General features: G+C 41.8%; 23 protein-coding genes and 2 tRNA genes. 10 read left to right on the plus strand and 15 right to left on the minus strand.

Features of this window, described 5'->3' with window-relative positions:
* Window positions 1-311: 311 nt before the first annotated feature.
* A complete protein-coding gene (locus tag GTU69_RS04335; RefSeq protein ID WP_166168513.1) occupies window positions 312-497 on the minus strand; it encodes a hypothetical protein in 186 nt (61 codons plus the stop codon).
* Between the two features lie 242 nt (window positions 498-739).
* Window positions 740-955, minus strand: a complete 216-nt coding sequence (locus GTU69_RS04340) for a hypothetical protein (protein WP_166168516.1) — start codon at window positions 953-955, stop codon at window positions 740-742.
* A 241-nt stretch (window positions 956-1,196) separates the two neighbouring features.
* Here GTU69_RS04340 and GTU69_RS04345 point away from each other — a divergent pair, with 241 nt between their 5' ends.
* Window positions 1,197-1,397, plus strand: a complete 201-nt coding sequence (locus GTU69_RS04345) for a dodecin family protein (protein ID WP_086197235.1) — start codon at window positions 1,197-1,199, stop codon at window positions 1,395-1,397.
* Window positions 1,398-1,483: 86 nt separating this feature from the next.
* Here the strand turns inward: GTU69_RS04345 and GTU69_RS04350 are convergent, their stop codons facing one another.
* A complete protein-coding gene (locus GTU69_RS04350) occupies window positions 1,484-2,185 on the minus strand; it encodes a DsbA family oxidoreductase (RefSeq protein ID WP_166168519.1) in 702 nt (233 codons plus the stop codon).
* A gap of 246 nt (window positions 2,186-2,431) precedes the next feature.
* On the opposite strand from GTU69_RS04350, the gene GTU69_RS04355 reads away from it, so the two are divergent.
* Together GTU69_RS04355 and GTU69_RS04360 are read left to right on the plus strand one after the other, a co-directional pair.
* On the plus strand, window positions 2,432-3,691 hold the full coding sequence (locus GTU69_RS04355; RefSeq protein ID WP_166168522.1) for an outer membrane protein transport protein: 1,260 nt from the start codon (window positions 2,432-2,434) through the stop codon (window positions 3,689-3,691).
* A 218-nt stretch (window positions 3,692-3,909) separates the two neighbouring features.
* Window positions 3,910-4,659, plus strand: coding sequence for a hypothetical protein (locus tag GTU69_RS04360; protein WP_166168525.1), 750 nt, complete (start codon window positions 3,910-3,912; stop codon window positions 4,657-4,659).
* A gap of 95 nt (window positions 4,660-4,754) precedes the next feature.
* On the opposite strand, the gene GTU69_RS04365 is transcribed toward GTU69_RS04360, so the two are convergent.
* The 3 genes from GTU69_RS04365 to ompR all read right to left on the minus strand — a co-directional run bounded on the left by GTU69_RS04365 (window position 4,755) and on the right by ompR (window position 8,963).
* Complete coding sequence (locus GTU69_RS04365) at window positions 4,755-6,272, minus strand: acetyl-CoA hydrolase/transferase family protein (protein WP_166168528.1); 1,518 nt, start codon at window positions 6,270-6,272, stop codon at window positions 4,755-4,757.
* 205 nt (window positions 6,273-6,477) lie between these two features.
* Window positions 6,478-7,938: an ATP-binding protein gene (locus GTU69_RS04370; RefSeq protein ID WP_166168531.1), complete on the minus strand. Its 1,461-nt coding sequence runs from the start codon at window positions 7,936-7,938 to the stop codon at window positions 6,478-6,480.
* A 260-nt stretch (window positions 7,939-8,198) separates the two neighbouring features.
* Window positions 8,199-8,963 (minus strand): two-component system response regulator OmpR, encoded by a 765-nt coding sequence (gene ompR, locus GTU69_RS04375; RefSeq protein WP_086197229.1) that lies wholly within the window; start codon window positions 8,961-8,963, stop codon window positions 8,199-8,201.
* 335 nt (window positions 8,964-9,298) lie between these two features.
* On the opposite strand from ompR, the gene GTU69_RS04380 reads away from it, so the two are divergent.
* Complete coding sequence (locus tag GTU69_RS04380) at window positions 9,299-11,662, plus strand: Tex family protein (RefSeq protein ID WP_166168534.1); 2,364 nt, start codon at window positions 9,299-9,301, stop codon at window positions 11,660-11,662.
* Between the two features lie 51 nt (window positions 11,663-11,713).
* Here the strand turns inward: GTU69_RS04380 and GTU69_RS04385 are convergent, their stop codons facing one another.
* From GTU69_RS04385 to GTU69_RS04395, 3 genes are all read right to left on the minus strand, one after another.
* A complete protein-coding gene (locus GTU69_RS04385; RefSeq protein ID WP_240921586.1) occupies window positions 11,714-11,929 on the minus strand; it encodes a hypothetical protein in 216 nt (71 codons plus the stop codon).
* A gap of 181 nt (window positions 11,930-12,110) precedes the next feature.
* On the minus strand, window positions 12,111-12,998 hold the full coding sequence (locus GTU69_RS04390) for an SDR family NAD(P)-dependent oxidoreductase (protein ID WP_086197226.1): 888 nt from the start codon (window positions 12,996-12,998) through the stop codon (window positions 12,111-12,113).
* A gap of 311 nt (window positions 12,999-13,309) precedes the next feature.
* On the minus strand, window positions 13,310-14,587 hold the full coding sequence (locus tag GTU69_RS04395) for an aminotransferase class I/II-fold pyridoxal phosphate-dependent enzyme (protein WP_086197225.1): 1,278 nt from the start codon (window positions 14,585-14,587) through the stop codon (window positions 13,310-13,312).
* A 324-nt stretch (window positions 14,588-14,911) separates the two neighbouring features.
* On the opposite strand from GTU69_RS04395, the gene ettA reads away from it, so the two are divergent.
* Window positions 14,912-16,573 carry an energy-dependent translational throttle protein EttA gene (gene ettA / locus GTU69_RS04400; protein WP_166168540.1) on the plus strand — a complete coding sequence of 554 codons (1,662 nt, stop codon included), beginning with the start codon at window positions 14,912-14,914 and terminating at the stop codon, window positions 16,571-16,573.
* A gap of 49 nt (window positions 16,574-16,622) precedes the next feature.
* Here the strand turns inward: ettA and GTU69_RS04405 are convergent, their stop codons facing one another.
* Complete coding sequence (locus tag GTU69_RS04405) at window positions 16,623-17,042, minus strand: SEL1-like repeat protein (protein ID WP_086197223.1); 420 nt, start codon at window positions 17,040-17,042, stop codon at window positions 16,623-16,625.
* Between the two features lie 400 nt (window positions 17,043-17,442).
* Between GTU69_RS04405 and GTU69_RS04410 the strand changes: the two genes are divergently transcribed.
* Window positions 17,443-18,399: a cation diffusion facilitator family transporter gene (locus GTU69_RS04410; protein ID WP_166168543.1), complete on the plus strand. Its 957-nt coding sequence runs from the start codon at window positions 17,443-17,445 to the stop codon at window positions 18,397-18,399.
* 24 nt (window positions 18,400-18,423) lie between these two features.
* On the opposite strand, the gene GTU69_RS04415 is transcribed toward GTU69_RS04410, so the two are convergent.
* The 5 genes from GTU69_RS04415 to GTU69_RS04435 form a co-directional block, all read right to left on the minus strand.
* Entirely contained in the window at window positions 18,424-18,765 is a 342-nt protein-coding gene (locus tag GTU69_RS04415; protein WP_166168546.1) for a zinc-ribbon domain-containing protein, read from the minus strand.
* Between the two features lie 166 nt (window positions 18,766-18,931).
* Window positions 18,932-19,007: transfer RNA gene (locus GTU69_RS04420), tRNA-Glu, on the minus strand.
* A gap of 30 nt (window positions 19,008-19,037) precedes the next feature.
* Window positions 19,038-19,113: transfer RNA gene (locus GTU69_RS04425), tRNA-Ala, on the minus strand.
* 57 nt (window positions 19,114-19,170) lie between these two features.
* Window positions 19,171-20,679 (minus strand): glutamate--tRNA ligase, encoded by a 1,509-nt coding sequence (gltX, locus tag GTU69_RS04430; protein ID WP_166168549.1) that lies wholly within the window; start codon window positions 20,677-20,679, stop codon window positions 19,171-19,173.
* Window positions 20,680-20,808: 129 nt separating this feature from the next.
* Window positions 20,809-21,111, minus strand: a complete 303-nt coding sequence (locus tag GTU69_RS04435; RefSeq protein WP_086197219.1) for a hypothetical protein — start codon at window positions 21,109-21,111, stop codon at window positions 20,809-20,811.
* Window positions 21,112-21,488: 377 nt separating this feature from the next.
* Here GTU69_RS04435 and GTU69_RS04440 point away from each other — a divergent pair, with 377 nt between their 5' ends.
* From GTU69_RS04440 to ftsL, 4 genes are all read left to right on the plus strand, one after another.
* Complete coding sequence (locus GTU69_RS04440) at window positions 21,489-22,490, plus strand: sulfate ABC transporter substrate-binding protein (protein ID WP_166168552.1); 1,002 nt, start codon at window positions 21,489-21,491, stop codon at window positions 22,488-22,490.
* Between the two features lie 239 nt (window positions 22,491-22,729).
* Complete coding sequence (locus GTU69_RS04445) at window positions 22,730-23,749, plus strand: sulfate ABC transporter substrate-binding protein (protein ID WP_166168555.1); 1,020 nt, start codon at window positions 22,730-22,732, stop codon at window positions 23,747-23,749.
* Between the two features lie 311 nt (window positions 23,750-24,060).
* Window positions 24,061-24,984, plus strand: coding sequence for a 16S rRNA (cytosine(1402)-N(4))-methyltransferase RsmH (gene rsmH / locus GTU69_RS04450; RefSeq protein WP_166168558.1), 924 nt, complete (start codon window positions 24,061-24,063; stop codon window positions 24,982-24,984).
* On the plus strand, window positions 24,984-25,316 hold the full coding sequence (gene ftsL / locus GTU69_RS04455) for a cell division protein FtsL (RefSeq protein WP_166168561.1): 333 nt from the start codon (window positions 24,984-24,986) through the stop codon (window positions 25,314-25,316). The genes rsmH and ftsL overlap by 1 nt, the downstream gene beginning before the upstream one ends.
* Window positions 25,317-25,326 lie beyond the last annotated feature (10 nt).

The following is a 25,326-nucleotide window of genomic DNA, read 5'->3' on the forward strand; positions in this document are numbered from 1 at the left end:
GATTATATGTATTTAGTAAAAAAAAGCATGAAAAAAAATGTCAGTTTTTGAGTATTTATAGACATAATTTGCAAAAAATGTAAATTTTAAATAAAAAATAAGCAATTTTTTGGCAGGAGAGAGTAGAAATCTGCTGATCAGGCTTTAGCTGTCCTGTTATTTTGCAAAGAAAGGGATAAAAAGAAAGTGATGAAATGACAGATTAAAACGATGTTCTGATCGAATATAAGCTGGTGAACAAAATGCCAATTTATGCTGATAAAAAAACCAGACCACATTTGTTTTGTCTGGTTTTTTTATGGATTTTTACATTAGGCAGCTGTTCTAGATGCAGTCACACTCTGTGTCTCAGCTTTAGCAACTGGTGCTTTTTGTTCAGCATTCACGGTTTCTGTTGCTTTGTTGACAGGAAAATCTGGGGTATAAACAACTTGAGCAGAAAGATTGGCAGAGCAAGCCACAATAGCAACAGCGATAAGAGATTTAATCAGGTTCATCATCATTTTCCTTTAGTGAAAGGATGTCTGGTTCATTCAAAAATGAAGCAGGCAAGGAGAGAAATAAAAATAAATTTCATGTGAATGATATCAAGAAGTGATTGAATCAAGTAAGGCGGTGAGAGCGAAAAAAGATGAACGGTGAGTTTAAAATATTATATAAATCATATATTTAGAGTTTTTGCTCTAAGACAGACTGTCTGTTAACAATCTGTCTTAACTGCTTTGAAAATATAAAAAAATTATTTTGCATGGCATTTATTTTGGTATTTTTTTTCGTAAACTTTTCCCGCCACACCTCCAATAATGGCACCACTAAACGTACCGAAAACGGGTAATACACTACCAGCCACTGCACCAATCAGTACACCTTTGAGCGTGGGTGAAAAAGGAGATTTTGTAGATGTGCTTTGTTCAGGACTGGTATCAATCATCGGATCTTGTATTTCAGTGTTCATATTTACCTCTATAAATTTCATGATTAGGAACTCAGATATTCCGCATATTAGCCTAGCGAATTGCGCTTTTAATTGTGTCCAAACCTTGTATAGATAAGTTGTCTTTTGTAAGAGGTTCAAAGCAAATAAGGGTATTGTGACCCGGCTGTAAGTTTTTGCGCTGTAATGTTAAAACTCACTTTTTTATTTAGAAAATGTCCTATGATCTGGACTCAAAATAATAAAACCTGAGGTAAAAACAATGGCTATCGCAAAAGTGGTTGAAGTGAATTCAAGCAGTAATAAAAGTTTTGAAGATGCTATTCAAAGTGGCATAGATAAAGTGACCGAAACAGTGAAAAATGTGCAGGGTGCATGGATAAATGAACAAAAAGTGGTGATTAAGGATAATAAAATTACAGAATATCGGGTGAATTTAAAAATTAGCTTCTTGGTTGACTGAATTGAATAGATCAATGAATCTTAAAATAAAAAAATCCCCAAGGACTGGGGATTTTTTTATTGACTTGCTGTAGTTAAGACTTCAGCTTATTTTTCCGGAACATCACACTGATCTTCTTTACAGATTGCGCTATCTTCAGCAACTATGTTGTCTTGTTGAGGTGCTTCAAGGGCTTTTTTCATCACCTGTAAAAATACTTCACGTGGCTGTGCACCCGCGAGTGCGATCCGTTGATCAAAAACAAAGAAGGGTACCCCAGTCACTTTGAGCTGATCACGTGCTACTTCTTCATCAAATTTGACAAAATCTGCAAATTCGTCTGAATTGAGTACATCATCTACTTCAACCGGATTTAAGCCAATACGGGCTGCAACATCTTCTATGGTTTCACGTTCACCAATGGCTAAACCTTGGGTCATATAACTATAGAAAAAGGCTTCTTTGGCTTCGGAACCCAAGCCTTTGCTTTGTGCTAAATGAATAATACGGTGAGCATTGAAGGTGTTGCCTGAATTGGCATTTTCCCAATTGAACTGAATGCCTTCTTCTGCAGCCATTGCGGCAATATTGCGCTGCATTTCTTCAACTTCAGTCAGAGTACGGCCGTATTTTTGCGCCAGACGTTCAGAGTTGGATACTTCCTGGCGAACAGGTGCTTCCGGGTCAAGTTCATAACTATGCCAATGAACTTCAAGTTCTAAACCTGCCTGTTCAGCAGCAGCTTCCAGACGTTTTTTACCAATATAACAAAATGGGCAAACTACATCTGACCAAATATCTACGCGCATGAGAGTTCTCTTATCTTTTCTTGCTTCTATTGATGGGGATTCGGATCAAAATTTAAAGCATCTAAAAATGAAAAATCAGGAATTTATCAAATGGTATAAAACATATAGGTTTAAGAATAGATTGAAGCTTAAAGAAGCGGGGTTCTTATGAAAAAATCGAATAAGCAATTCCATTTTAATTAGATTACAAGCATTACTATAAACAATATTATTAAAAAATATATTATTATTTAATCAATTGTTATCATGAATATTCACACTTCTCCCCGTTTTTTAGCTGCTTTATTGCCATTGATCAGTACTCCTGTATTTGCAACAACTGGATATTTTATGCATGGTTATGGCATTAAGGCTCAAGGGAATGCTGGAGCCTCTGTTGCACATTTTCAAGATGCATTGACCATTGCAAATAACCCGGCAGGGTTGAGTTGGGTGGGCTCAAGAATCGATATTGGCGCTACACTTTTTGCTCCTGATCGCTCAGCAGAAATAGTGGGGAATGCTGTACCTGGTGCCAATGGTCATTATGATGGCAATGGTCGAAAGTATTTTGTACTTCCTGAACTTGCCTATAACCATCAAGTGAATAATCAAGTTAATTTGGGGATCGCTATTTATGGCAATGGCGGTATGAATACCGGCTATAAGCAAAATCCATTTGCTGCATTTGGAAATCAAGGCAGTGCGGGTGTGGATTTGTCACAGGTGTTTATTTCTCCTGCTGTCTCTTGGCAATATGCGAAAAATCAATCGATTGGGGTTGCGACCAATATCTTGTATCAACGTTTTGAAGCCAAAGGTATTAGCGGTTTTGCGGGTTTTTCTGTCGATGGCAATAAGCTCAGTAATAAGGGTAAAGACTCCGCTACAGGCGTTGGCGTACGTGTCGGTTGGGCTGGGAAGTTCTTTGATGAGCGTTTAACTCTAGGTGCAAATTATAGTTCTAAAATTGATGCAGACCGTTTTGATCAATACAGTGGCTTATTTGCACAACAAGGTGATTTTGATGTACCTGAAAGTTACGGTATTGGTGCAGCCTATCAGCTGACAGCAAAGTTGAACGTGGCTGCCGATGTGGAACGTATTAACTATTCAGATGTCGGTTCAGTTGGACATGCGATTAACCCGCTATTCCAGGGGCATGCTTTTGGGTCGGATCAAGGTCCAGGCTTTGGCTGGAATGACATTAACGTGTATAAAGTTGCAGCAAGCTATCAGGCTCATCCAAAATTAACTTTACGTGCCGGGTATAGTCATAACGACCAGCCCATTTCGGCGGATCAAACCTTCTTGAATATCTTGGCACCCGGGGTCGTGCAAGATCATTTGAGCGTAGGTGCAACCTGGAATGTAGATGCTCATCAAGAGCTCAGCATTGCATATACCCATGCTTTAGAAAAAGAAGTAAAGGGCAGTGAGTCCATTCCTGCAAACTTTGGTGGTGGTGAAGCGAATTTGACAATGAGTCAGAACATTTTAGGCTTGGCTTATGGTTATAAGTTCTAACCTGAGGCTTTCAAAAGTTGCGATAAAAGCCCTTTTCATCGGGCTTTTTTAGCTATGCAGTTTAATCTTCAATGAGCCATTTTCTTAAACAAGACATATGGACTTGATTTTAACTCATTTGCTGTCCTGCATACTTTGTGTACTTGTTGTTTGATAAATGAACGATTTAAGGCTGAATCAAGTTATGATGTGAAAAAGGCGGTATAGAGGAGTCTGGTATGCCCAGAATTTTTCTCATCTTGGCATTGGCAACATGCAGCGTATTTGGCTGGATGTTGTATCAATATTCGGTCCAGCAAAAAGAACTCAGCCAACTGCACAGCTACCAAACGGTATTGTATGAAAAAGCCGAACTCATTTATCAACAGGCCCAAGACTGGTCTAAGCCGATCCAGATCAATGTCTCTGATAATCGTCTGCAGGGCGATTATAAAGTGATGGCGGATTTTGTGTTGAGTGAAATGATTCAAAATGCCGAAGCAAGAAATCAGTATTTGCGCGAGCTGAAAGCGATTCACTGGGATCAGTTTTTAAATATCGACCGTTTAGACCAAGACCGCGAGCAGAAATATGCAGAAACCGAGCAGATGTTGCAGCAAGCACATCGGCTCGCGAAGCGCTATCAGCAACAAACCCTACAGCGTGAACAAAATACCTTAGCCCGGGCTAAACAATTATCGATTAAATCGCATCTCAGGCATCAGCTCACCGATAGCTTGCGTGAAAGCCGGGATAGTGATCAGACCCATGCGTTATTTGCTCTGGAGCTACAGATTCTAGATAAGGCGGATGCCTTATTCCAGATTCTTAAAAATAATCAATGGGAGAAAAAGAACAAGACCTTTATGTTTTATCAGGATCAGCCCCTCAAGCAGTTTAATGATTTGTATAAGCAGATTCTGCAGTTAAATGCAGAAATAGAAAAAATTAAAAAGCAAAACCGTCAGGCGGTTGAGCAGCGTTTATAGATTTTGAGTTTCGATTGGGGGATGTCAGCTAAAGCAGTGGTTTAAAATAAAAAAGCGTACCGAAGTACGCTTTTTTATACTATTGAGTGAGGCGATTAAGCACTTTTCTCTTCAGTCTGAGCAGCAAGCATATGGCCGGTTTCTTCGAAGTTTGAATGCCAAGACAGCGCTTCACGGAGAATGTGTGGAGTTTGACCACCTTTGGCACATGCACGATCAAAGTAATCGTTTAGAGCATCACGGTACATTGGGTGAGCACAGTTGTCGATAATCACACGCGCACGTTCACGAGGTGCTAAACCACGTAAGTCAGCAAGACCCTGTTCAGTTACCAGAATGTCTACGTCGTGTTCAGCATGGTCAACGTGAGAAGCAAATGGCACCACAGAAGAAATGTCACCGCCTTTAGCGATAGACTTAGTCACGAAAATTGCCAAGTGGGCATTACGTGCGAAGTCACCAGAACCACCGATACCGTTCATCATTTTGGTACCGCATACGTGAGTTGAGTTTACGTTACCGTAAATATCGAACTCTAATGCAGTGTTGATACCGATAATACCGAGACGACGAACCAGTTCAGGGTGGTTCGAAATTTCTTGTGGACGAAGCACAAGTTTGTCTTTGTATTGTTCAAGGTTGTTAAATACTTTTTCGCCATATTTAGCAGAAAGCGTAATTGACGAACCTGAAGCAAATTTCATTTTGCCTGCATCAATCAATTCGAAGGTACAGTCTTGAAGTACTTCTGAGTACATGATCAAGTCTTCGAAGTTCGAATCTTTCAAACCGGTCAATACTGCGTTGGCAATCGAACCGATACCTGCTTGTAATGGACCAAGATTAGAAGGAAGACGGCCTTCAGCCACTTCTTTTTCAAAGAATGCGATCAAGTGGTTCGCAATACCTTGAGTTTCATCATCTGGTGCAGTCACGGTAGATGGAGAATCGTGATATTCGCTGTTGAATACGATACCGACAATTTTTGCAGGATCGATATTGATGGCTGTTGTACCAATACGCTCATCCACTTTAGTCAACGGAATAGGTTGACGTGTTGGACGATACGTCGGGATGTAGATGTCGTGTAAACCTTCAAAAGCAGGGCTTAAGTTGGTGTTGATTTCTACAATCACTTTTTCAGCGAAAATAGCAAAGCTAGCAGAGTTACCTACAGATGTGGTTGGAATAATGCCGCCATCTTCAGTAATGGCAACAGCTTCAATCACTGCCACATCTGGCTTTTTAAGTTGCTGGTTACGCATTTGTTCAACAGTTTCAGACAAATGCTGATCGATGAACATCACTTCGCCTTTGTTAATGGCTTTACGTAACGTATTATCCACCTGGAACGGTAAACGGCGAGCAAGTACACCAGCTTCAGTTAACTGTTTATCTAAATCGTTACCAAGACTTGCGCCTGTAATTAAAGTAATTTTCAAAGGATTTGTTTGAGCCTGTTTTACCAGTGCCAGGGGAACAGCTTTTGCTTCACCTGCACGAGTAAATCCACTCATACCTACAGTCATACCATCTTGGATAAAAGTAGCAGCTTGTTCTGCGCTCATGACTTTGTCATGAAGTGACGCTAAACGAATACGATCTAAAGACATGGTCTACGCTCAATTCTTGTTCAAAACTAGACGGATTGTACCGTCCAAAAAACAAATTGTGCATGCCTGTTAGGCTAAGGTCTAATTTTTTGAAAAAATGTGGGTATAACGAATTTTTATGGTTTTTAATGCCTTGATTTTAATAGTGTAAAAACCAGGGGGTTAATCATTAAACGAAACTGTTTGTTGATTAATTGATCAAAGCTTAAAAGTGTCCCGTAATCGTTTGTTTAATTTTTTCTAAAGTGCCTTGCGGGATATTTACCTCAACTTCATCATGCAGTAGAGGTAAAGAAATCAGTGCTTCCAAACCGCCTTGCGGGCGATTTTGAATGGTAAGCTGCCCTTGATGAAGATCAACAATACGTTTTACGATGGCCAAACCTAAGCCACTGCCCTGAATGGTCCGGGCTTCATTGCCGCGCACGAAAGGCTGCATCAAATCTTCAATTTGGTCTTCAGGAATACCTTCGCCATGGTCGGCGACACGAATCAGCAGGTGATTGTTTTCCACTTTGGCGGATAACTCGATCGGTTCGGCGCCATAGCGTTTGGAATTGTTAATCAGATTACCAATCAGGCGCTTTAAAGACTGGCTACGTGCTTGAATAATTGGAACTTCCTCAGCTTCAAAACGCACGTCCAGCGGCTTGAACTGAATGACCAGTTCCTGTAACAGCATATTAATATCGGTGTCCTGAAGTTCTTCATCAGAGCCATCACGCATGTAGGAGATGAACTGGTTCAGGATGGCATCCATATCTTCGACATCATAAATGAAGCCTTCTTTCAAAAAGTCATCATCGGGCATCATTTCTGCACTTAAGCGGATACGGGTTAGCGGAGTACGCAAGTCGTGCGAAATCCCCGCCAGCATAATACGGCGGTCACGTTCAGTCTGCTCCAGCGTATAAATCATATGATTGAAGGCCTGATTGACTTCACGAATTTCTTGTGGCCCATGATTGGTTTCCAGATAGGGTGCTGAGCCGGTTTTGCTATAGTTGTTCGCTGCATCCTGCAAACGGCGAAGCGGGCGGTTCAACTGGCGAACCAGAGTCAAAATGATGGCAGCAGCAATCAGTGGAATCCCAACTAACCAGCCATAGATCAGTTCGGGACTATAGTTGGCATAGGTTTTTAAAGGTTCACGGACCCAATTTCCGTTCATTTCTGGAGTCTGAATCCAGATACTGGGACTGGGTTTAAACTGGAAATAAACCGTTACATTTTCAACTTTCAGTTCTTTCGCCAGCTTTTTTTCTATTTGATTGGTAAAAAACTCGGCAATTACCTTGTCTCTTACACGGGGATATTCTGCGGGATTGGTAATATATTCAATGCCGACCCGATTTTTGAGCCATAAATCGGCATCCACTTCGGCATTATTATGAAAAATACGTAAGTCAGGATTGTTTAGAATTTCCAGCTCGACCCCTAAATAGCGGGCATGCTGCTGAATTTCAGGAAGGTAAAGCGTACGCCAAAAGAACCACAACGACATAAATAAACTGAAAAACACAACGAATAACACCAGCACGGTGGTACGCATTGCAGCAGAACGCGGCTTAATCTTATCCAGAAAGCGTTCCCAGCGGGTTCGCTTCTTTTCTGAATAAGCTTCGTAATCAGTAAATTTTTGCGGGTCGATGGGTTCGAGTTTCACACCAGCTTCCTGTGGGCATTTTTATTTTTGAAAATCGGCAGTGATGTTCTTGGCTGAGTCTTACTGCTTTGACATTCAATTGAAGGATTTGCTTAAGTTACTTTTTTTAAAAATGAGTAACACTGTTACGCAAGAAAACTTTTGCCATTCGCTGAACTCGCCATCATTCATCTATAAATTCTGTTGAAGGATGGCTCAAACAGCAGCGAATGGCTTTTCCGGACAAGTATTTGATTTTGTCTTATCCGATAAAAATTGGCTTATTCCGCACCATCTGGAACAAACACATATCCTACGCCCCAAACCGTTTGAATATAACGCGCACGTGCAGGGTTTTCTTCCACCAGACGACGTAAACGTGATACCTGAACATCAATCGAACGTTCCATCGCACCCCATTCACGGCCACGTGCCAAATTCATCAACTTGTCACGGGTTAAGGGTTCACGTGGATGTTGTACCAGTGCTTTCAGTACTGCAAATTCGCCCGTGGTCAGCGTTACTACCTGGCCTTCACGGGTCAGGGTGCGGGTCGACAAATCCAGTGACCAAGGGCCGAAGCTCACGACTTCCATTTGCTGGCTTGGAGCACCCGGGACTTCACGAACCTGGCGGCGCAATACAGCACGGATACGTGCGAGCAGCTCATTCGGGTTAAACGGTTTAGGCAGGTAATCATCAGCACCTGCTTCCAGGCCGGCAATACGGTCAGAATCGCTGCCACGGGCAGTCAGCATGATAATCGGCGTATCGATATTGGATTGGCGTAAACGGCGACAAATACTTAAACCATCTTCAACAGGAAGCATAAAATCGAGCACGATCAGGGAGAAAAGTTCGCGCTGCAATAAACGATCCATTTGCGTTGCATCGTGAGCAGTTTTGACCACGAAGCCTTTATCTTCTAGAAAACGTTGTAACAACGTACGTAAACGCACATCATCATCCACAACGAGAATGCGCTCGACGCGATCAGGGTCGCTTTGTACTGGATCTGTTTTTTCAGCAGGTACCACTAAACTCATGATGTGCTCCTTTATCTTTATTGTCATCGTAAACAAAAGTTCGGATGATCTTGAGTATACGATTCATTTGTATCTGTTTACTATGCTCTAAAGCAACAAATATTGCAGATAAAATCAAGACATAGATACCAAATATATACATCTAAATTATCGCTTATCCTGCTGAATATGTAGAGTTAAAATCTACTTATCACCTAATTTTGTCGCAAATTCTAAAAAAACTGTGAATTGGCAATACTGACCACTGATAAATTTAATCAAAACAGTTGTGGATTTTATGGTCTTGGTCTTTATAATCATGCCATTTAGTACTTATCCTTGTGGGATCAAACACGATGACTGACTTAGTTCAGCAGTTGGCAAAAGAAATTGCCGTACGTCCAAATCAAGTAGAAGCTGCCATCAAGCTGATTGATGAAGGTGCAAGCGTTCCATTTATCGCACGTTACCGTAAAGAAGTAACCCAAGGCTTGGACGATATCCAGTTACGCCAACTCGACACCCGTTTATCGTATTTACGTGATTTATTTGAACGCCGTGAAAAAGTAATTGAATCGCTGAAAGAACAAAATAAATTGTCAGACGATTTATTGGCACGTGTAAATGCTGCTGAAACCAAGAATGCTTTAGAAGAACTTTATGCACCGTACCGTCCAAAACGTACCAGCAAATCATTTAAAGCCAAAGAAGCGGGCCTCGGGCCAATTGCTGAAAAAATCTTTAGCGAGCAAGTTGATCCTGCGGAAGCACTCGCTGGCTTTAGCCATGAAGATTATCCGGATGTGGAAAGCCAGCTTGATGCGATCCAGCACATTCTGATTGATGACTGGGCGCAAAATATTGCCTTAACCACTGAACTTAAAGCGACATTTGCCAAAACAGCTGTATTGAAAAGTCTGGTTGCCAGTGAAGAGAAAAAAGAAGTCGGTAAAAAATTCCGCGATTACTTCGATTTTTCTGAAAACTTAAACAAAGTACCTTCCCACCGTTTATTGGCCATGCTGCGTGGTCGTCAGGAAAATGTTCTGGGCTTAAAAGTGGATGGTGAAGATGATGCCCCACTTGCTCGTATTGAAACTGAATACAACCTGGAAACAGTGCAACCGCAAACACGTCAAGATTACTTGAAGCAAACTGCAAAACTGTTCTGGTTAGGCAAAGTCCGTCCACAAATCGAACATTCATTATTGACTGAAAAACGCTTGGCTGCTGAAGCAGAGGCGATGGAAGTCTTTGCTGAAAACCTGCGTCATTTATTACTTTCTGCGCCTGCTGGTGCACGTTGCACCTTAGGTGTAGACCCTGGTATACGTACTGGCGTGAAACTGGCTGTAGTGAACCAGTCAGGCGATGTGGTTGCGCATAGCACCATTTATCCGTTTGCGCCTAAAGAAGATAAAGCAGGTTCAATTGCAGAGCTTGCCCGTCTATGCCGTGAATTCAATGTTGACCTGATTGCCATTGGTAACGGTACTGCAAGCCGTGAAACTGAAGCGGTTGTGGCTGAAATGATGGCGGCCAATAGCGACCTGAAATTGACCCGGGTTTCCGTCAGTGAAGCTGGGGCATCAGTCTATTCAGCATCCGAACTGGCTTCACAAGAACTTCCTGAATTAGACGTTTCGATTCGTGGCGCTGTATCTATTGCACGCCGTTTACAAGATCCATTGGCTGAGCTTGTGAAGATTGATCCGAAATCGATTGGTGTGGGCCAGTACCAGCACGACGTGAACCAGGCCGGTTTGGCGAAAACATTAGAAGCAGTTGTTGAAGACTGTGTGAACTCGGTGGGTGTAGATGTGAATACAGCATCTTCAGCAATCTTGGGTTATATCGCAGGTTTAAATAAATCAATTGCCCAACAGATTGTCGACTTCCGTAAGGAAAATGGTCGTTTTGATAACCGTCAGGCACTCAAAAATGTACCACGTTTAGGCGAGCGTACCTTTGAACAGGCGGCAGGTTTCTTACGTATTCAAGATGGTTCTGAACCACTGGATGCATCTGCCGTACACCCTGAGTCTTATGGCTTGGTAGAAAAAATTGTTGCAGCAAAAGCCACTACGGTAAAAGACATTATTGGTAATTCTGAAATCATTCGCCAAGTGAATGCCGAAGAATTTGCCGATGAGCAGTTTGGTTTGCCTACCATTCAAGATGTATTGGCTGAACTGGAAAAACCGGGCCGTGACCCACGTCCGGAATTCCGTACTGCCAAGTTCCGTGATGACATCACTGAAGTGTCACAATTGACTGAAGGCATGCAGCTGGAAGGCGTGATTACTAACGTAACTAACTTCGGTGCCTTTGTAGATGTAGGTGTACACCAAGACGGTTTAGTCCATATTTCTGAACTGGCGAATGAATTTGTATCCGATCCGCACAAAGTGGTGAAACCGGGTCAGATCGTACAAGTACGTGTATTAACTGTCGATGCTGAACGTAACCGTGTGAACCTGTCGATGCGTCCTGAAGGTTCAGAAGCTCCGGCTAAAGCACCACGTCAGCCACGCCGTGACAATGCTCAGAATGAACAACGTGCTGAACGTAAGCCTCAAGCTAAACGTCCACAGCATGCACGTCCTCAAGGCGACCGCCCACAAGGTCATAAAAAGCCTCAAACGGCTAAACCGCAAGAAAATAAAATTGGCGGTTTGGGTGCATTGTTATTGCAAGCCGGGATTAAAGGTTCGAAGTAATCTTTGATTCATAATAAAAACCTCCCAATTGGGAGGTTTTTTATTTGATCTTTATGAATTAATGATTGGCACAATCCAGCTACAGATAATCAGAATAATACCCAAATGACCCAACTTACGCGTGATTTTTTCTATCGTTGAAACCCGAATAGCAGGCTGCTGAGAAGCGTTTTTCATTTTTAGCGATGCCAGAGACTTATTGAAATGTAGGAATACGCCTAAATCGATACAAATTAAAATAGTACCGATATCGCTGACGATATCCATCAATTTATAATCTTGCAGGTATATAGAAGTACCGACTTGATAGCAAAGAAAAAGAGCAAAGGCAAAACAGCCATATTGGAAAATAAGAGCAGCAGTCCGCATAAAAATCTAAAAGCAAAAATGATGGGTGTTTATAACATAAAAAAGCCAGTCTATTGACTGGCTTTCATATTGCACAATTTTACCAATGTTCACCCGGGAACAAACGTGCATACGCTTTTTGAACCCAATTCAGCTTCTGTGGTTGACCTACCGAAGCAGAAGAGCTTGGGAACAGGTTATAACCAATTGACATCAATTTGTTATTGATATCTGGTGCAATAGAGTAGGTGATTGAAGCCAAACGGCCTAAGTGAGTTGCTACTTTTTTCGGGCGTTTCACGATCGCATAGGCAATTAAATCGGCTGCCTGTTCCGGAGACAGGGTGGGTACGTATTTATAGATTTTGGTTGGTGCAATCATCGGGGTACGAACCAAGGGCATATAAACTGAAGTAATGGCAATTTTATGCGAATGGACTTCGGCAGACAGACAGCGGCTAAATGCATCCAGTGCAGCTTTAGAAGCCACATAAGCGGAAAAACGTGTCGCATTGGCCAAGACACCAATCGAGCTGATATTGATGATATGGCCATCCCGGCGAATCATCATTTGTGGCAGAATATTCATCACTAAACGTACTGCACCAAAGTAATTCAGCTGCATGGTGCGTTCAAAATCATGGAATCGGTCGGTCGATTCATGAACTGCACGACGAATTGAGCGTCCTGCATTGTTGATCAGGATATCAATATGGTCTACAGAGGCTAAAATCTCTTTTGATACTTCATCAATAGATTCCATGTTATTTAAATCACATGGGAAAACAGATGCTTTGCCGCCCTTGGCTTCTATTTCTTGTTTGACTTGATCTAATGTTTCTTTGGTACGAGCCACCAACAGAACATGTGCACCGGCATCGGCGAGTTTATGTGCAGCGGTTAAACCAATACCACTAGATGCACCAGTAATTAAAACAACTTTGCCGTTGACTCGATTCTGAAAAAGTTTCTCTAGTTTAGAATTCACAATATTTTCCTGGTTTCAATAGAATAAAAATTTAGATTATTTTTTTAGTTGATTCTAGCGCTCAAAATTTGGGGAATTTAAGCTATTCTCGAGCCATTTATAATAGCGAATGTTGGGAAAAAATCTACAAATAAGTAATTGAATTTACAAATATAATTAGAGTAATTGCTCTATTATTGTTTTAACTGTTATTTAATTTTTTACCATGAATTAAAACCAAAGCAAAGAGAAATAATCAAAAAATTATACTCAAATAAAAGTAGCCTTCTTTCGTTTAGAAAGAAGGCTAAATTGCATTCTAATCAAAAGCTTTAAACTTGTGCCAATGCCTGTTCCAAATCTGCAATTAAATCATCAATATGTTCAATACCGACAGATAAACGGACCATATCAATACTCACCCCTGCAGACTTCAGTTCTTCTTCGTTGAGCTGACGATGGGTGGTAGTGGCAGGATGGCAGGCCAGGCTTTTGGCATCGCCAATATTGACCAGACGGGTAAAGAGTTGCAGGGCATCAATAAAACGTGTTCCACCTTCACGGCCATCTTGTACACCAAAAGACAGAATTGCTGAAGGTTTACCTTTCACGTATTTTTGTGCCAGCGCATGCTGAGGATGATCTTTTAAACCAGCATAATTGACCCATTTGACTTTCGGATGCTGCTGTAAATATTCCGCGACCTTTTGTGCATTTTCAGTATGACGCTCCATTCGCAGATTCAATGTTTCTAATCCTTGCAGGATCAGGAATACACTGAGGGGGCTAATGGCAGCACCGGTATTGCGTAGAGGGACCACACGCGCACGGGCAATATAGGCAGCCGCACCTAAGGCTTCGACATAATTAACCCCATGATAACTTGGGTCAGGTGTATTTAATACTTTGAAACGTTCAGGATATTTGCCCCAAGGGAATTTACCGCTATCGACAATGGCACCGCCGATTGAATTGCCGTGACCACCAATATATTTGGTCAGTGAATGCACGACAATGTCAGCACCATATTCAAAAGGTTTAAGCAGGGCAGGCGTGGCAACGGTATTGTCGACAATCACCGGTACACCATATTCATGGGCAATTTTTGAGATGGCTTCCAAATCGATGATATTGCCGAGTGGGTTGCCGATCGATTCGACAAACACCAGTTTGGTTTTCTCGTCAATTAAACCACGCAAGGCTTCAGGGTTTTGGTAATCAAAGAATCGAACTTCAATGCCCTGTTTAGGTAAAGTATGAGCAAACAGGTTGTATGTGCCGCCATACAGCGTTGAAACCGACGCAATATTGTCACCGGCTTCCGCAATGGTCTGAATGGCATAGGTAATCGCTGACATCCCTGAGGCCAAAGCCAAAGCGCCAATCCCGCCTTCCAGTGCAGCAAGACGTTGCTCTAAGACAGCGGTTGTCGGGTTCATAATCCGGGTATAGATATTACCCTGAACCTTTAAATCGAACAGATCAGCCCCATGTTGAGTGTTGTCAAAGGCATAAGAAGTGGTTTGATAAATGGGTACGGCGACCGCTTTTGTGGTTGGTTCTGGGCTGTACCCTGCGTGAATCGCTAAAGTTTCATCTTTATAAGTCATGTTTACATCATCTAAGTGAGTTAATTGTTTCGGTGGGTTATGCCATCAGTCTATCACCTGTGGATATGAATAAAAGTGCGTATTCTAGAAAAGAATATCTAATTTTCTTATATCTATGGGTTTTATTCGGTCACAATTCAATAAAACTGAGAATCTGCGATTGTGTTTAAAAAACCAACACGCCATTAGTTGTAACATTCTATTGAAGATGAAGGCTATGCCTTATTTTTTTTATACTTTCATCGTATAATGCCCGCCAAATATTTGTTCGCATACTGCTGTGGGTAGAGTGCGAATGTTGCTTTTTCTATAGAGGAGTCCTACGTGGCCCAATATATTTACACGATGAACCGTGTGTCTAAAATGGTTCCGCCTAAGCGCGAAATCCTGAAAGACATCTCTTTATCATTCTTTCCAGGTGCAAAAATTGGTGTACTTGGTTTAAACGGTGCAGGTAAGTCTACCTTGCTTCGTATTATGGCGGGCGTAGACAAAGATTTCTCAGGTGAAGCGCGTGCGCAACCGGGCATCAAAATTGGCTACCTGGAGCAAGAGCCACCACTTGACCCAAATAAAGATGTTCGTGGTAACGTTGAAGATGGTTTACGTGAACCGCTTGATGCTTTAGCACGTCTGGACGAAGTATTTGCTGAATATGCAGCAGAAGATGCAGATTTTGACGCACTTGCAAAAGAGCAGGAAAAGCTTGAAGCAATTATCCATGCCTGGGATGCACATAACCTAGCAAACCAGATGGACCAAGCTGCAGCAGCCCTTAACCTTCCAGCTTGGGATGCAGATGTATCCAAGTTGTCTGGTGGTGAGCGCCGTCGTGTAGCACTTTGCCGTTTATTGCTTTCTAAGCCAGATATGTTGCTTCTAGATGAACCGACGAACCATTTGGATGCATCATCTGTGTCTTGGTTAGAACGTTTCTTGAAAGACTTCCCGGGTACGATTGTTGCAATTACGCACGACCGTTACTTCCTGGATAACGTTGCTGAGTGGATTCTTGAACTTGACCGTGGCATGGGTATTCCTTACCAAGGGAATTACTCTTCTTGGTTAGAGCAAAAGAATGCGCGTCTAGAGCAAGAACAGAAGCAAGAAGAATCTTTTGCTAAAGCATTGAAAAAAGAACTTGAATGGGTTCGTTCAAATGCCAAAGGTCAGCAAAAGAAAAACAAAGCACGTATGGAGCGTTTTGAAGAGCTTAACTCACGTGAGTTCCAACAACGTAACGAAACTTCAGAAATCTATATTCCACCTGGCCCACGCTTAGGTAACAAGGTGATAGAAGTTGAAGGCATCAGCAAATCATTTGGTGATCGTACCCTTTATAAAGACTTATCATTTGTTGTTCCACCTGCGGCTATTGTCGGTATTGTCGGTGAGAACGGTGCAGGTAAAACAACGTTATTCCGTATGATGACTGGCGAAATGCAACCAGATACAGGTACAGTAACCCTGGGTGAGTCAGTTAAAGTCGCTTACGTGGGTCAGATCCGTGACACCTTGGACGACAACAAAACTGTTTGGGAAGAAGTTTCTGGCGGTCTGGATGTCTTGAAGATTGGTGATTACGAAATCGCATCACGTGCGTATATTGGTCGCTTTAACTTTAAAGGCCAAGATCAGCAAAAACGCGTAGGTCAATTGTCAGGTGGTGAGCGTAACCGTTTACAACTGGCGAAAATCCTGCAAATGGGCGCTAACGTAATCTTACTCGATGAACCATCGAACGACTTGGATATCGAAACATTACGTGCACTAGAGGATGCAATTTTAGTATTCCCAGGTACTGTGATGGTGATCTCGCATGACCGTTGGTTCCTGGACCGTATTGCAACGCACATCTTGTCATTTGAAAATGAAACACCAGAGTTCTTCACTGGTAACTATACCGAGTTTGAGGAATATCGCCGTAAGCGCGATGGTGATGACCTGGCAACACGTCGTCAAAAATATCGTAAAATCGGTGCTTAATTCCCGATTTTGATATGAAAAAAACCAGCCTTCGGGCTGGTTTTTTTGATTAAAATGCAATTTGCGAATAACTATACATTAAAGTCTTTATTGCTTCCGGGTGACCTTGTTTGGCGGCTTTTTCGAGCCATTCCTGAGCATGGGTATAATTTTTATCTAGACCCAATTCACCATTCAAATAACACAGGCCCAGTTTATACTGAGAATCACGATGACCTTTTAATGCCGCACTTAAAAAGTTCCAGACTGCATTGCGTTTATCCTGAATGGCAGGATTGTTTTCTGATGTGGGTTGATAGGCATGCAGGCGTTCAAAGGTCTGATGATGTTCAAGCGCTAATTTTTCGTAATATTGCCCTTGTGCATATTCTGCCTGCACTTCGGAAAGGGCATTTTGTCTTCCTTGTCTTGTTGAGTCGAATAAAGGTAACCAAGCGTAAACGATCTGTTCTATTTTATGCAGGATCATATTCAGCTCCTTATCATCTGGATTAAATGATTTTTATCCAATATTCTTAATATATATAGGTTTTTAAGAAATTAAATCTCTTTTATTTGTAAGTTAATTTTTATTTGAAAACAATGATGTGCTTTTTATTTTAATTTTTTGTTTTTAAATGATTTTTTATTTAATCTGGATTATAGAAAAGCCATTATTGAACTTCTTTTATCAGTGCCTTTGTTCTGCCGATGAGGGTAAAACCAAGAGAGAGACAGGACTTATGAAAGACATCTCTTGTGTTGAGGTTTAATTTTATTGCTCATGGTATTAGGGTAAGAATGCCATACTATTACCTCATGGTCGTATGATTGTTAAATTGAATCGCTATCACAAAAACCAGAAAAAATAGAGTAATAAAGGAGTATGTATGGCTGAACAGCATGGACATGATCATAGTCATGCAGTGGTGACTGAAGCAAATGCCAAAAAGCTGACCTTTGCCCTGGCGCTCACCAGCATTTTTCTTATTATTGAAGTCATTGCAGGTTTTATCACTCAAAGTCTGGCCCTGCTTTCTGATGCTGCCCATATGTTTACCGATGCGGCAGCCCTGGCGATTGCCTTGGTGGCGATCAAAATCGGCAGAATGCCGGCAGATGATAAAAGAACTTTTGGCTATCAGCGTTTTGAAATCCTGGCCGCCCTGTTTAATGCCTCGATGCTGTTTGTTGTAGCGATGTACATTCTTTTTGAAGCTTATCAGCGTTTTAGCCATCCACCTGAAATTCAAAGTCTGGGCATGCTGGTAGTTGCGGTGATTGGCTTAATGATCAACCTGATTTCTATGCGGATTTTATTTTCCAGTGCTACAGAAAGCCTGAATGTAAAAGGGGCTTATCTGGAAGTTTTAAGTGATGCTGTGGGTTCGATCGGTGTGATTATGGGCGCAGCAATCATCTATTTCACTGGCTGGATGTGGATAGATACCCTAATTGCGGTGCTGATCGGTCTCTGGGTATTGCCAAGAACCTGGATTTTACTCAAACAAAGTATCAACATTCTGCTGGAAGGAGTTCCGGAAGAAATTGATATTGAACAGTTGCGTAATGACCTTTTGGCGTTAAAGGATGTGGAGAATATCCATCAACTGAAGGTGTGGGCCATTAGTTCCAGAAATGTCCATCTGACGGTACATCTTTATGCGCCTCAGGCAGATCGCACGCTGTTATATCAGCAAGCTTTGGAGATGTTGCAGCATCAGCATGGTATTCGGGAAATCACGCTACAGATTGAAGATTATGAATGTGGAGTGCATTCATCCTGTCATCGCCATGATGATCACGAAGAACATTTACCTCATCAGGAAGATTCACATCAGCACTGAAACCGATGTGAAATCGAATCTATTTTAGATTTCCCATTCGTGATTACATTCACGGCATTTCCATTTCTTTTGCGATTGCATAAAGCCTTGCATGGAAATTTTAAAATCTGGCAGGTCACGGTAAAACAGGAAACCGGCGATAACGCAGATTATAAAGGCCACTACGGTTGCAGTTTGTAGGGTAGAGCCTGCACCATCGCCAAAAATCCACATCGCAATACTAATTAAAACCAGCAGTAATAAGATAAATACTGCGGGAATAAGAAAGACCAGGCTTTTAGGAACTACAGGTCGTACTGCAGGGCTACCGGCTTGAGCGACAGGCATAATTTTAGGGCTTTGGCATTTTGGGCAACGGTATTGCATTACAACTCCATCATTTTAATTTATCGCTTATTTTAATCGGAATGACACAGAAAGCAAAAACAGCGCAAATAAAATTTGATAAAAGATTGAGACAATAAAAAACCCAAGTCGCAATGCTTGGGTTTTTTATCAGATCAGCATAACCATATTATGATGATCTTGAATATGGCGTCCCTACGGGGATTCGAACCCCGGTTACCGCCGTGAAAGGGCGATGTCCTAGGCCTCTAGACGATAGGGACAATTGAGGCAACACAAAAAAAGGTGGAACTTGGTGGAGTCAAGGAGGATCGAACTCCTGACCTCTACAATGCCATTGTAGCGCTCTACCAACTGAGCTATGACCCCAGTTTGTGTGAGCGCAATATTAGGGGTATTGCGCTCACACGTCAACTATAAAATCAATTATGCTTCATCAACTGCATTATTTTTCGGCAATTTTAAGCTTTCATTGAGTTTTTCCCAGATTTTTGCTTCTTTTTTACTCGGTCCGCCAACAATTTCCAGGGCATGACGTAAACGCGCGAAAGTTAAGTCAGGCCCAATCGTCACCATCGATTGCATGACTGGGGTTGAACTGGTTGAACCGGCAATGGCAATAAAGAAGGTGGGCATAAAGTCACGCAGCTTAATTTCCATCTGGTTGGCCAAGTCCATTAATGTTTGACTCACCGTGTCGTTATTCCAGGTGAACAGGCTTTCCAGACGCCAAATGGCAAACTGCAAGCTTTGACGAACCTGTTCTTCAGACAATTTCTTGCTTTCAAACTGTTCTTTGCTGATGCTTGGGAACTGGTTGAAATAGAAACCAGCCCAGTTCACTGCTTCAGAAAGCAGGTTGATACGCGGCTGAATGGCAGCAGCAATGTATTCCAGGGTATTGCGGTCAGATTTCCATGCTAATAAAGTATTTAACAGCTCGGCAGGCGAGAGCGCTTTAATCCATTGACCGTTGAGCCAGTTGAGTTTTTCCACATCAAAGATCGGACCGCCGAGGGATACACGCTTAATGTCGAAATGCTCAATCATTTCTGCCAAAGTGAACTTTTCACGTTCATCTGGCATTGACCAGCCCATACGACCTAAATAGTTCAACAAGGCTTCAGGTAACACACCGATGTCTTTGTAGTAATTGATAGAGGTCGGGTTTTTACGCTTAGACAGTTTTGATTTGTCCGGGTTGCGAAGTAATGGCATATGACCCAGTACTGGCATTTCCCAGCCAAAGTATTGGTAGAGCAACTGATGTTTTGGTGCCGATGGTAACCATTCCTCACCACGGAAAACGTGAGTGATTTGCATCAGATGGTCATCAACCACATTGGCAAGATGGTAAGTCGGTAAACCATCGGTTTTGAGCAAAACTTGCATGTCGACTTGAGCCCAAGGAATTTCAACTTCCCCACGCAGTAAGTCATTGACTTTACAAATGCCTTCTTCAGGTACTTTCATACGAATCACGTGGGGCTCACCTGCGACAAGGCGACGCTGCACTTCCTCTGCCGACAGCTTTAAACCACGACCATCATAACGTGGTGTTTCGCCACGCGCCTGCTGTTCAGCACGCATTTGATCCAGTTCTTCTGGTGTTGCGAAGCAGTAGAAAGCATGACCTTTTTCTACCAGTTCCAAGGCATATTGTTTATAGATGCCCATACGTTCGGATTGACGGTACGGTGCATGTGGACCGCCCACATCTGGCCCCTCTGACCAATTTAAGCCTAACCAGCGTAATGAATCTAAAATCATTTTTTCGGATTCAGGGGTTGAGCGCAGTTGGTCGGTATCTTCAATACGAAGAATAAATTCACCGCCATGCTGTTTAGCAAAACATAAGTTAAACAAGGCAATATAAGCAGTGCCTACGTGTGGAAAGCCAGTAGGAGAAGGCGCAATACGAGTACGAACAGTCATAACCAATATTTTTCAGAATGTGAATGAAGGCTATTATAACGAAAAAGCCTAATCACTTAATGTTAAATTCAACATTGAAATGATTAGGCTAGATAGGAACTTCTAAAGGGGAATAAGTTCGCTGTTGAGTTAAGAGCTGCTTTGAGGGAACAGTGCTTGCACAAAACGGCTGAATTTCTGGTTTTGAGCAGCAAAGAAGCTTTGAGTTGGTGCGACTTTAATTTCGGTCAACATCTTTAAATCGTTATCGGCACGTAAAGTATTTCCACCTTGCTTTTGTTGTTGCAGGGCCTTTTCAATCAATGAAGACTTTTCAGGACCTAAAGTTACTTTGGCTTCGCTACCTTTGATTGCCGCTGCATGTCCCAGCTGAGCCATAAACCCTAAAGTTAAACTTAAGCTAAGCGCTTGTATAATTGCTGTATATCTCATTTCCACATCCCCCTTTTTTTCCGGTGCTGGAATTTTATATATTGTTTTAATCCGATGAGCGAGTACCATTTAACCATACAAAAAAATACAAAAGTAGAACTAGCTCACACTTTTTTACAAAATAATAAATACCTGTAAATATTGTGCTCTTTGTATCAAAAAAATATGGAGACACCATGAAGAATCAGGAAAAACAACAAGCTGTAAATTTATGCTGATATTTTTTAGTACTAAAAGTGCATTTCAAAGCATTTTTATGGATATCTTTAAAACCGATTTTTAATCAATAAGATATTATAAGTTTATGATTGTTAAAAATATTTATGATTTATATAGTGTCCTCATTGTTAAATAAAAGTTAAATAAGAGTGTTACACATGAAAAAAATAATCGCCTCTGCTCTTTTGGTATTGCTTGGGGGAATAGGGACACAGAGTTTTGCCGCGAAAGATTTCCTGAATGTGTCTTATGATCCGACCCGTGAGTTTTATCAGGAATATAATCAGGCCTTTGGTGCGTATTGGAAACAACGTACCGGACAGGACATTAATTTCAAGCAATCTCATGGCGGTTCAGGTAAACAGGCACGTTCCGTGATTGATGGTTTGCAGGCTGATGTCGTGACCCTTGCTCTAGCCAACGATATTGATGAAATTGTAAAGGCAGGCCTGATCCATAAAAACTGGCAAAAGCAGTTTCCGAACAATTCTGCACCGTATACCTCGACTGTGGTTTTTCTGGTTCGCAAGGGTAATCCCAAAAATATTAAAGACTGGAACGATTTAACCAAGCCGGGTGTGGAAATTATTACGCCAAATCCGAAAACCGGCGGTGCACCACGCTGGATTTACCTGTCTGCATGGGGCTATGCATTAAAACAGCCGGGTGGAAATAATGTTAAAGCACGGGAACTGGTGAAAAAACTGTATGGCAATGTCAAAGTACTGGATTCTGGCGCACGTGGCTCTTTAACCACTTTTGCAGAACGTGGTATTGGCGATGTGCTGCTGTCTTGGGAAAATGAGGCCCTGCTGGCGACTCAAGGCTTGGGCAAAGACAAGTATCAGATTGTTTATCCCTCCATTTCAATTCTGGCTGAGCCATCGGTGGCGATTGTCGATAAAAATGTCGATAAGGATGGCAACCGTAATTTGGCTAAAGGTTATCTCAACTATTTATATTCGCCAAAAGGGCAGGAGCTGGCAGCCCAGCATTTCTTTCGTCCGCGCAATTCCCAAGCGGCAGCGAAATATGCGGCACAATTTCCCAAAATCAAACTGTTTACCATTGGGGATGTGTTTGGCGGATGGGCCAAAGCACAGAAAACCCATTTTGTGAATGGGGCCATTTTTGATCAAATTTATAGTGAAAAGAATTAAGGCAGATTTTCGATAAAAAAGTCAAAACGGATAAATTATTATCCGTTTTTTTCATATCCAATCCATAAAAATCTATATATCTTGAATAAGTATAATGTTCTCGTCATTTTTCTATCTAAAACAGCAGATTAAGTAGAAAAACCTTTTATCTTAATCGGTTATGTCTAAGTTTGATGAATTGCGGATTATGACTTTATTTCATATAGTTAGCATTAATGAAGATAATTGATCTGTATGCCATGAAAACTCAATTTAAAGCCTTATTCAGTGCAGTATTGCTTGCTACCGGCATGGCTTTTACTGCAACTTCTGCTCAGGCGGCAGAACGTGAATTTCTAAATGTATCTTATGATGCAACGCGTGAATTTTATGAAGAATTTAACAAGTCTTTTGGTGCTTACTGGAAAGAACGTACCGGCCGTACTGTCAATTTTAAACAGTCGCATGGTGGTTCAGGTAAACAGGCACGTTCCGTTGTGGATGGACTAAAAGGCGATGTGGTGACTCTGGCTCTTGCCAATGATATTGAAGAAATCGTCAAGTCCGGCCAGATTCAACGGGGTTGGCAAAAAGAGTTTCCGCATAACTCTGCGCCTTATACTTCCACCATCGTGTTTATGGTGCGTAAAGGTAATCCAAAGCATATTAAAGACTGGTCTGACTTAACGAAACCAGGCGTACAGATTATTACTCCGAACCCGAAAACAGGCGGTTTACCGCGTTGGGTATACTTGTCGGCTTGGGGATATGCACTGAAACAACCGGGGGGTAATGAGGCCAAAGCCAAAGACTTCGTCGGTAAAATGTACCACAACGTTAAAGTGATGGACTCGGCTGCACGTGCTTCAATGACGACTTTCGCGGAACGTGGTATTGGCGATGTGTTATTGACCTGGGAAAATGAAGCCTTGGTGACGCAAAAAACTTTGGGCAAAAACAAGTTTGAAATTGTCTATCCGTCCATGTCTATTTTAACTGAACCATCAGTTGCAATCGTAGATAAAAATGTAGAGAAAGATGGTAACAAGTGGTTAGCCAAAGGTTATATCAATTACTTGTACTCACCATTGGGTCAGGAAATGGCAGCAAAATACTACTACCGTCCGCGTAATCCTGACGTGTTGGCTAAATATTCTGCGCAATTCCCTAAACTAAAAACCTTTACCATTGATGAGGTATTTGGTGGTTGGGCTAAAGCACAACAGACCCACTTTGTGAATGGTGCGATTTTTGACCAGATTTATAATAGCAAACGTTAATTCTGCGTGATCTAAAAAGCCAATCCTTTGTGATTGGCTTTTTTATTTTGAATGAAGCCAAAATTTAAAAAAGATGAGTAACAGTTCTCTATTTTTATTGGTTCAGCAAAGTTTGGCAGATTTTAACAAACAATAAAGAGAAGAATCGGGTTTTTAAAATAATATGCATTTACAACAAAATTTGCTTCAATATCCCCAAAAACGGTTTTCTCTATGAAAAGTAATATTTCCCTACAAAAAGTCGTTTGGAGCTTTGTTAAAACAAGGTAATAATGTGCAGTTACATTTTTCCTAGTATTGATTGAACTCTTATGTCGCATATTTCTGTATTACTTCACGAAACTGTTGATGCCTTGTTGGCAGATCGCAATACAGGAATTTATGTCGATGGGACTTTCGGTCGCGGCGGTCATACCCGTTTATTGCTGTCTAAGTTAGATGAAAATGCACGGGTTTATGCCTTTGATAAAGATCCGCAAGCTTTGCAAACAGCGGCACTCTTGGAACAGGAAGATTCACGTTTCAAGATTATTCATGCTAGCTTTGCCAATTTAAAGCAGGAGCTGGAAGCATTAGGTATCGACCAGGTTGATGGTGTGATGGCAGATTTAGGCGTGTCATCTCCACAACTCGATCAGGCGGAACGTGGCTTTAGTTTTATGAAAGATGGTCCACTCGATATGCGTATGGATAATTCACAAGGTCCAACGGCGGCCGAGTGGCTGGTGGATATTGAAGAAGAAGCCCTGGCGAATATCATTTTCCAGTATGGTGAAGAACGTTATAGTCGCCGTATTGCCAAAGTTATTAAAGCGGCAGGCTATATTGAAACCACGGCTCAACTGGCAGAGATCGTAAAGGTTGCCCATCCGAAATGGGAAAAAAATAAACATGCGGCAACCCGAACTTTTCAGGCTATCCGTATTGCCATTAATAAAGAATTAGATGATATTGAAGCTTTCTTGCCACAGGCTGTGGCAGTTTTAAAACCCGAGGGACGTTTGGCGGTGATCAGTTTCCATTCCCTGGAAGACCGTTTAATTAAACAATTTATTCAAAAAGAATCGACTTTAGCGGAAGATACCAGTTGGGGATTACCACAAAAGCGGGAAGATACCCGTCGTTTAAAGAAAATTTCCCGAGTCCGTGCCAGTGAAGAAGAGGTGAAGGCCAACCCTCGTTCTCGTAGTGCATGGCTTAGAGTTGCAGAGCGCTTAGCTTCAAAAGGCGAATAATGAAAACTGAAGTTGTTGAAAAGAAAACCGACAAAAAACCGATGAAAAAATTCATCAGTTATATCGTTTTGCTACTGTTGGTCTTTGTTAGTGCAATCATGGTGGTATTTCAAGTGTTTGAATATCGTCATGACTACCGCGAACTCAGTTCTTTTATGCGGGAAAGGGATGATCTAAATGCAGAGTGGGGCCGTTTGCTGATTGAACAACAAACTTTTGGTGCGACGGCGCAAATCGGCACGCGTGCGGTAACGCAATTGCGCATGTATTCGCCTCCTGCAGCACAGACGGTTGTAATTGCTTTACCAATGACTTCAGAAGATAAAAAATAGGGCTAGCTGT

The organism is Acinetobacter sp. SA01 (assembly GCF_011319235.1).
Taxonomy (GTDB): domain Bacteria; phylum Pseudomonadota; class Gammaproteobacteria; order Pseudomonadales; family Moraxellaceae; genus Acinetobacter.

Coding starts and splice junctions, on each gene's coding strand:
- GTU69_RS04335 (WP_166168513.1), bottom strand. CDS start 497: ATGAACCTGATTAAATCTCTTATCGCTGTTGCTATTGTGGCTTGCTCT.
- GTU69_RS04340 (WP_166168516.1), bottom strand. CDS start 955: ATGAACACTGAAATACAAGATCCGATGATTGATACCAGTCCTGAACAA.
- GTU69_RS04345 (WP_086197235.1), top strand. CDS start 1,197: ATGGCTATCGCAAAAGTGGTTGAAGTGAATTCAAGCAGTAATAAAAGT.
- GTU69_RS04350 (WP_166168519.1), bottom strand. CDS start 2,185: ATGCGCGTAGATATTTGGTCAGATGTAGTTTGCCCATTTTGTTATATT.
- GTU69_RS04355 (WP_166168522.1), top strand. CDS start 2,432: ATGAATATTCACACTTCTCCCCGTTTTTTAGCTGCTTTATTGCCATTG.
- GTU69_RS04360 (WP_166168525.1), top strand. CDS start 3,910: ATGCCCAGAATTTTTCTCATCTTGGCATTGGCAACATGCAGCGTATTT.
- GTU69_RS04365 (WP_166168528.1), bottom strand. CDS start 6,272: ATGTCTTTAGATCGTATTCGTTTAGCGTCACTTCATGACAAAGTCATG.
- ompR (WP_086197229.1), bottom strand. CDS start 8,963: ATGAGTTTAGTGGTACCTGCTGAAAAAACAGATCCAGTACAAAGCGAC.
- GTU69_RS04380 (WP_166168534.1), top strand. CDS start 9,299: ATGACTGACTTAGTTCAGCAGTTGGCAAAAGAAATTGCCGTACGTCCA.
- GTU69_RS04385 (WP_240921586.1), bottom strand. CDS start 11,929: ATGGATATCGTCAGCGATATCGGTACTATTTTAATTTGTATCGATTTA.
- GTU69_RS04395 (WP_086197225.1), bottom strand. CDS start 14,587: ATGACTTATAAAGATGAAACTTTAGCGATTCACGCAGGGTACAGCCCA.
- GTU69_RS04405 (WP_086197223.1), bottom strand. CDS start 17,042: ATGATCCTGCATAAAATAGAACAGATCGTTTACGCTTGGTTACCTTTA.
- GTU69_RS04410 (WP_166168543.1), top strand. CDS start 17,443: ATGGCTGAACAGCATGGACATGATCATAGTCATGCAGTGGTGACTGAA.
- GTU69_RS04415 (WP_166168546.1), bottom strand. CDS start 18,765: ATGCAATACCGTTGCCCAAAATGCCAAAGCCCTAAAATTATGCCTGTC.
- gltX (WP_166168549.1), bottom strand. CDS start 20,679: ATGACTGTTCGTACTCGTATTGCGCCTTCTCCTACTGGCTTTCCACAC.
- GTU69_RS04435 (WP_086197219.1), bottom strand. CDS start 21,111: ATGAGATATACAGCAATTATACAAGCGCTTAGCTTAAGTTTAACTTTA.
- GTU69_RS04440 (WP_166168552.1), top strand. CDS start 21,489: ATGAAAAAAATAATCGCCTCTGCTCTTTTGGTATTGCTTGGGGGAATA.
- GTU69_RS04445 (WP_166168555.1), top strand. CDS start 22,730: ATGAAAACTCAATTTAAAGCCTTATTCAGTGCAGTATTGCTTGCTACC.
- rsmH (WP_166168558.1), top strand. CDS start 24,061: ATGTCGCATATTTCTGTATTACTTCACGAAACTGTTGATGCCTTGTTG.
- ftsL (WP_166168561.1), top strand. CDS start 24,984: ATGAAAACTGAAGTTGTTGAAAAGAAAACCGACAAAAAACCGATGAAA.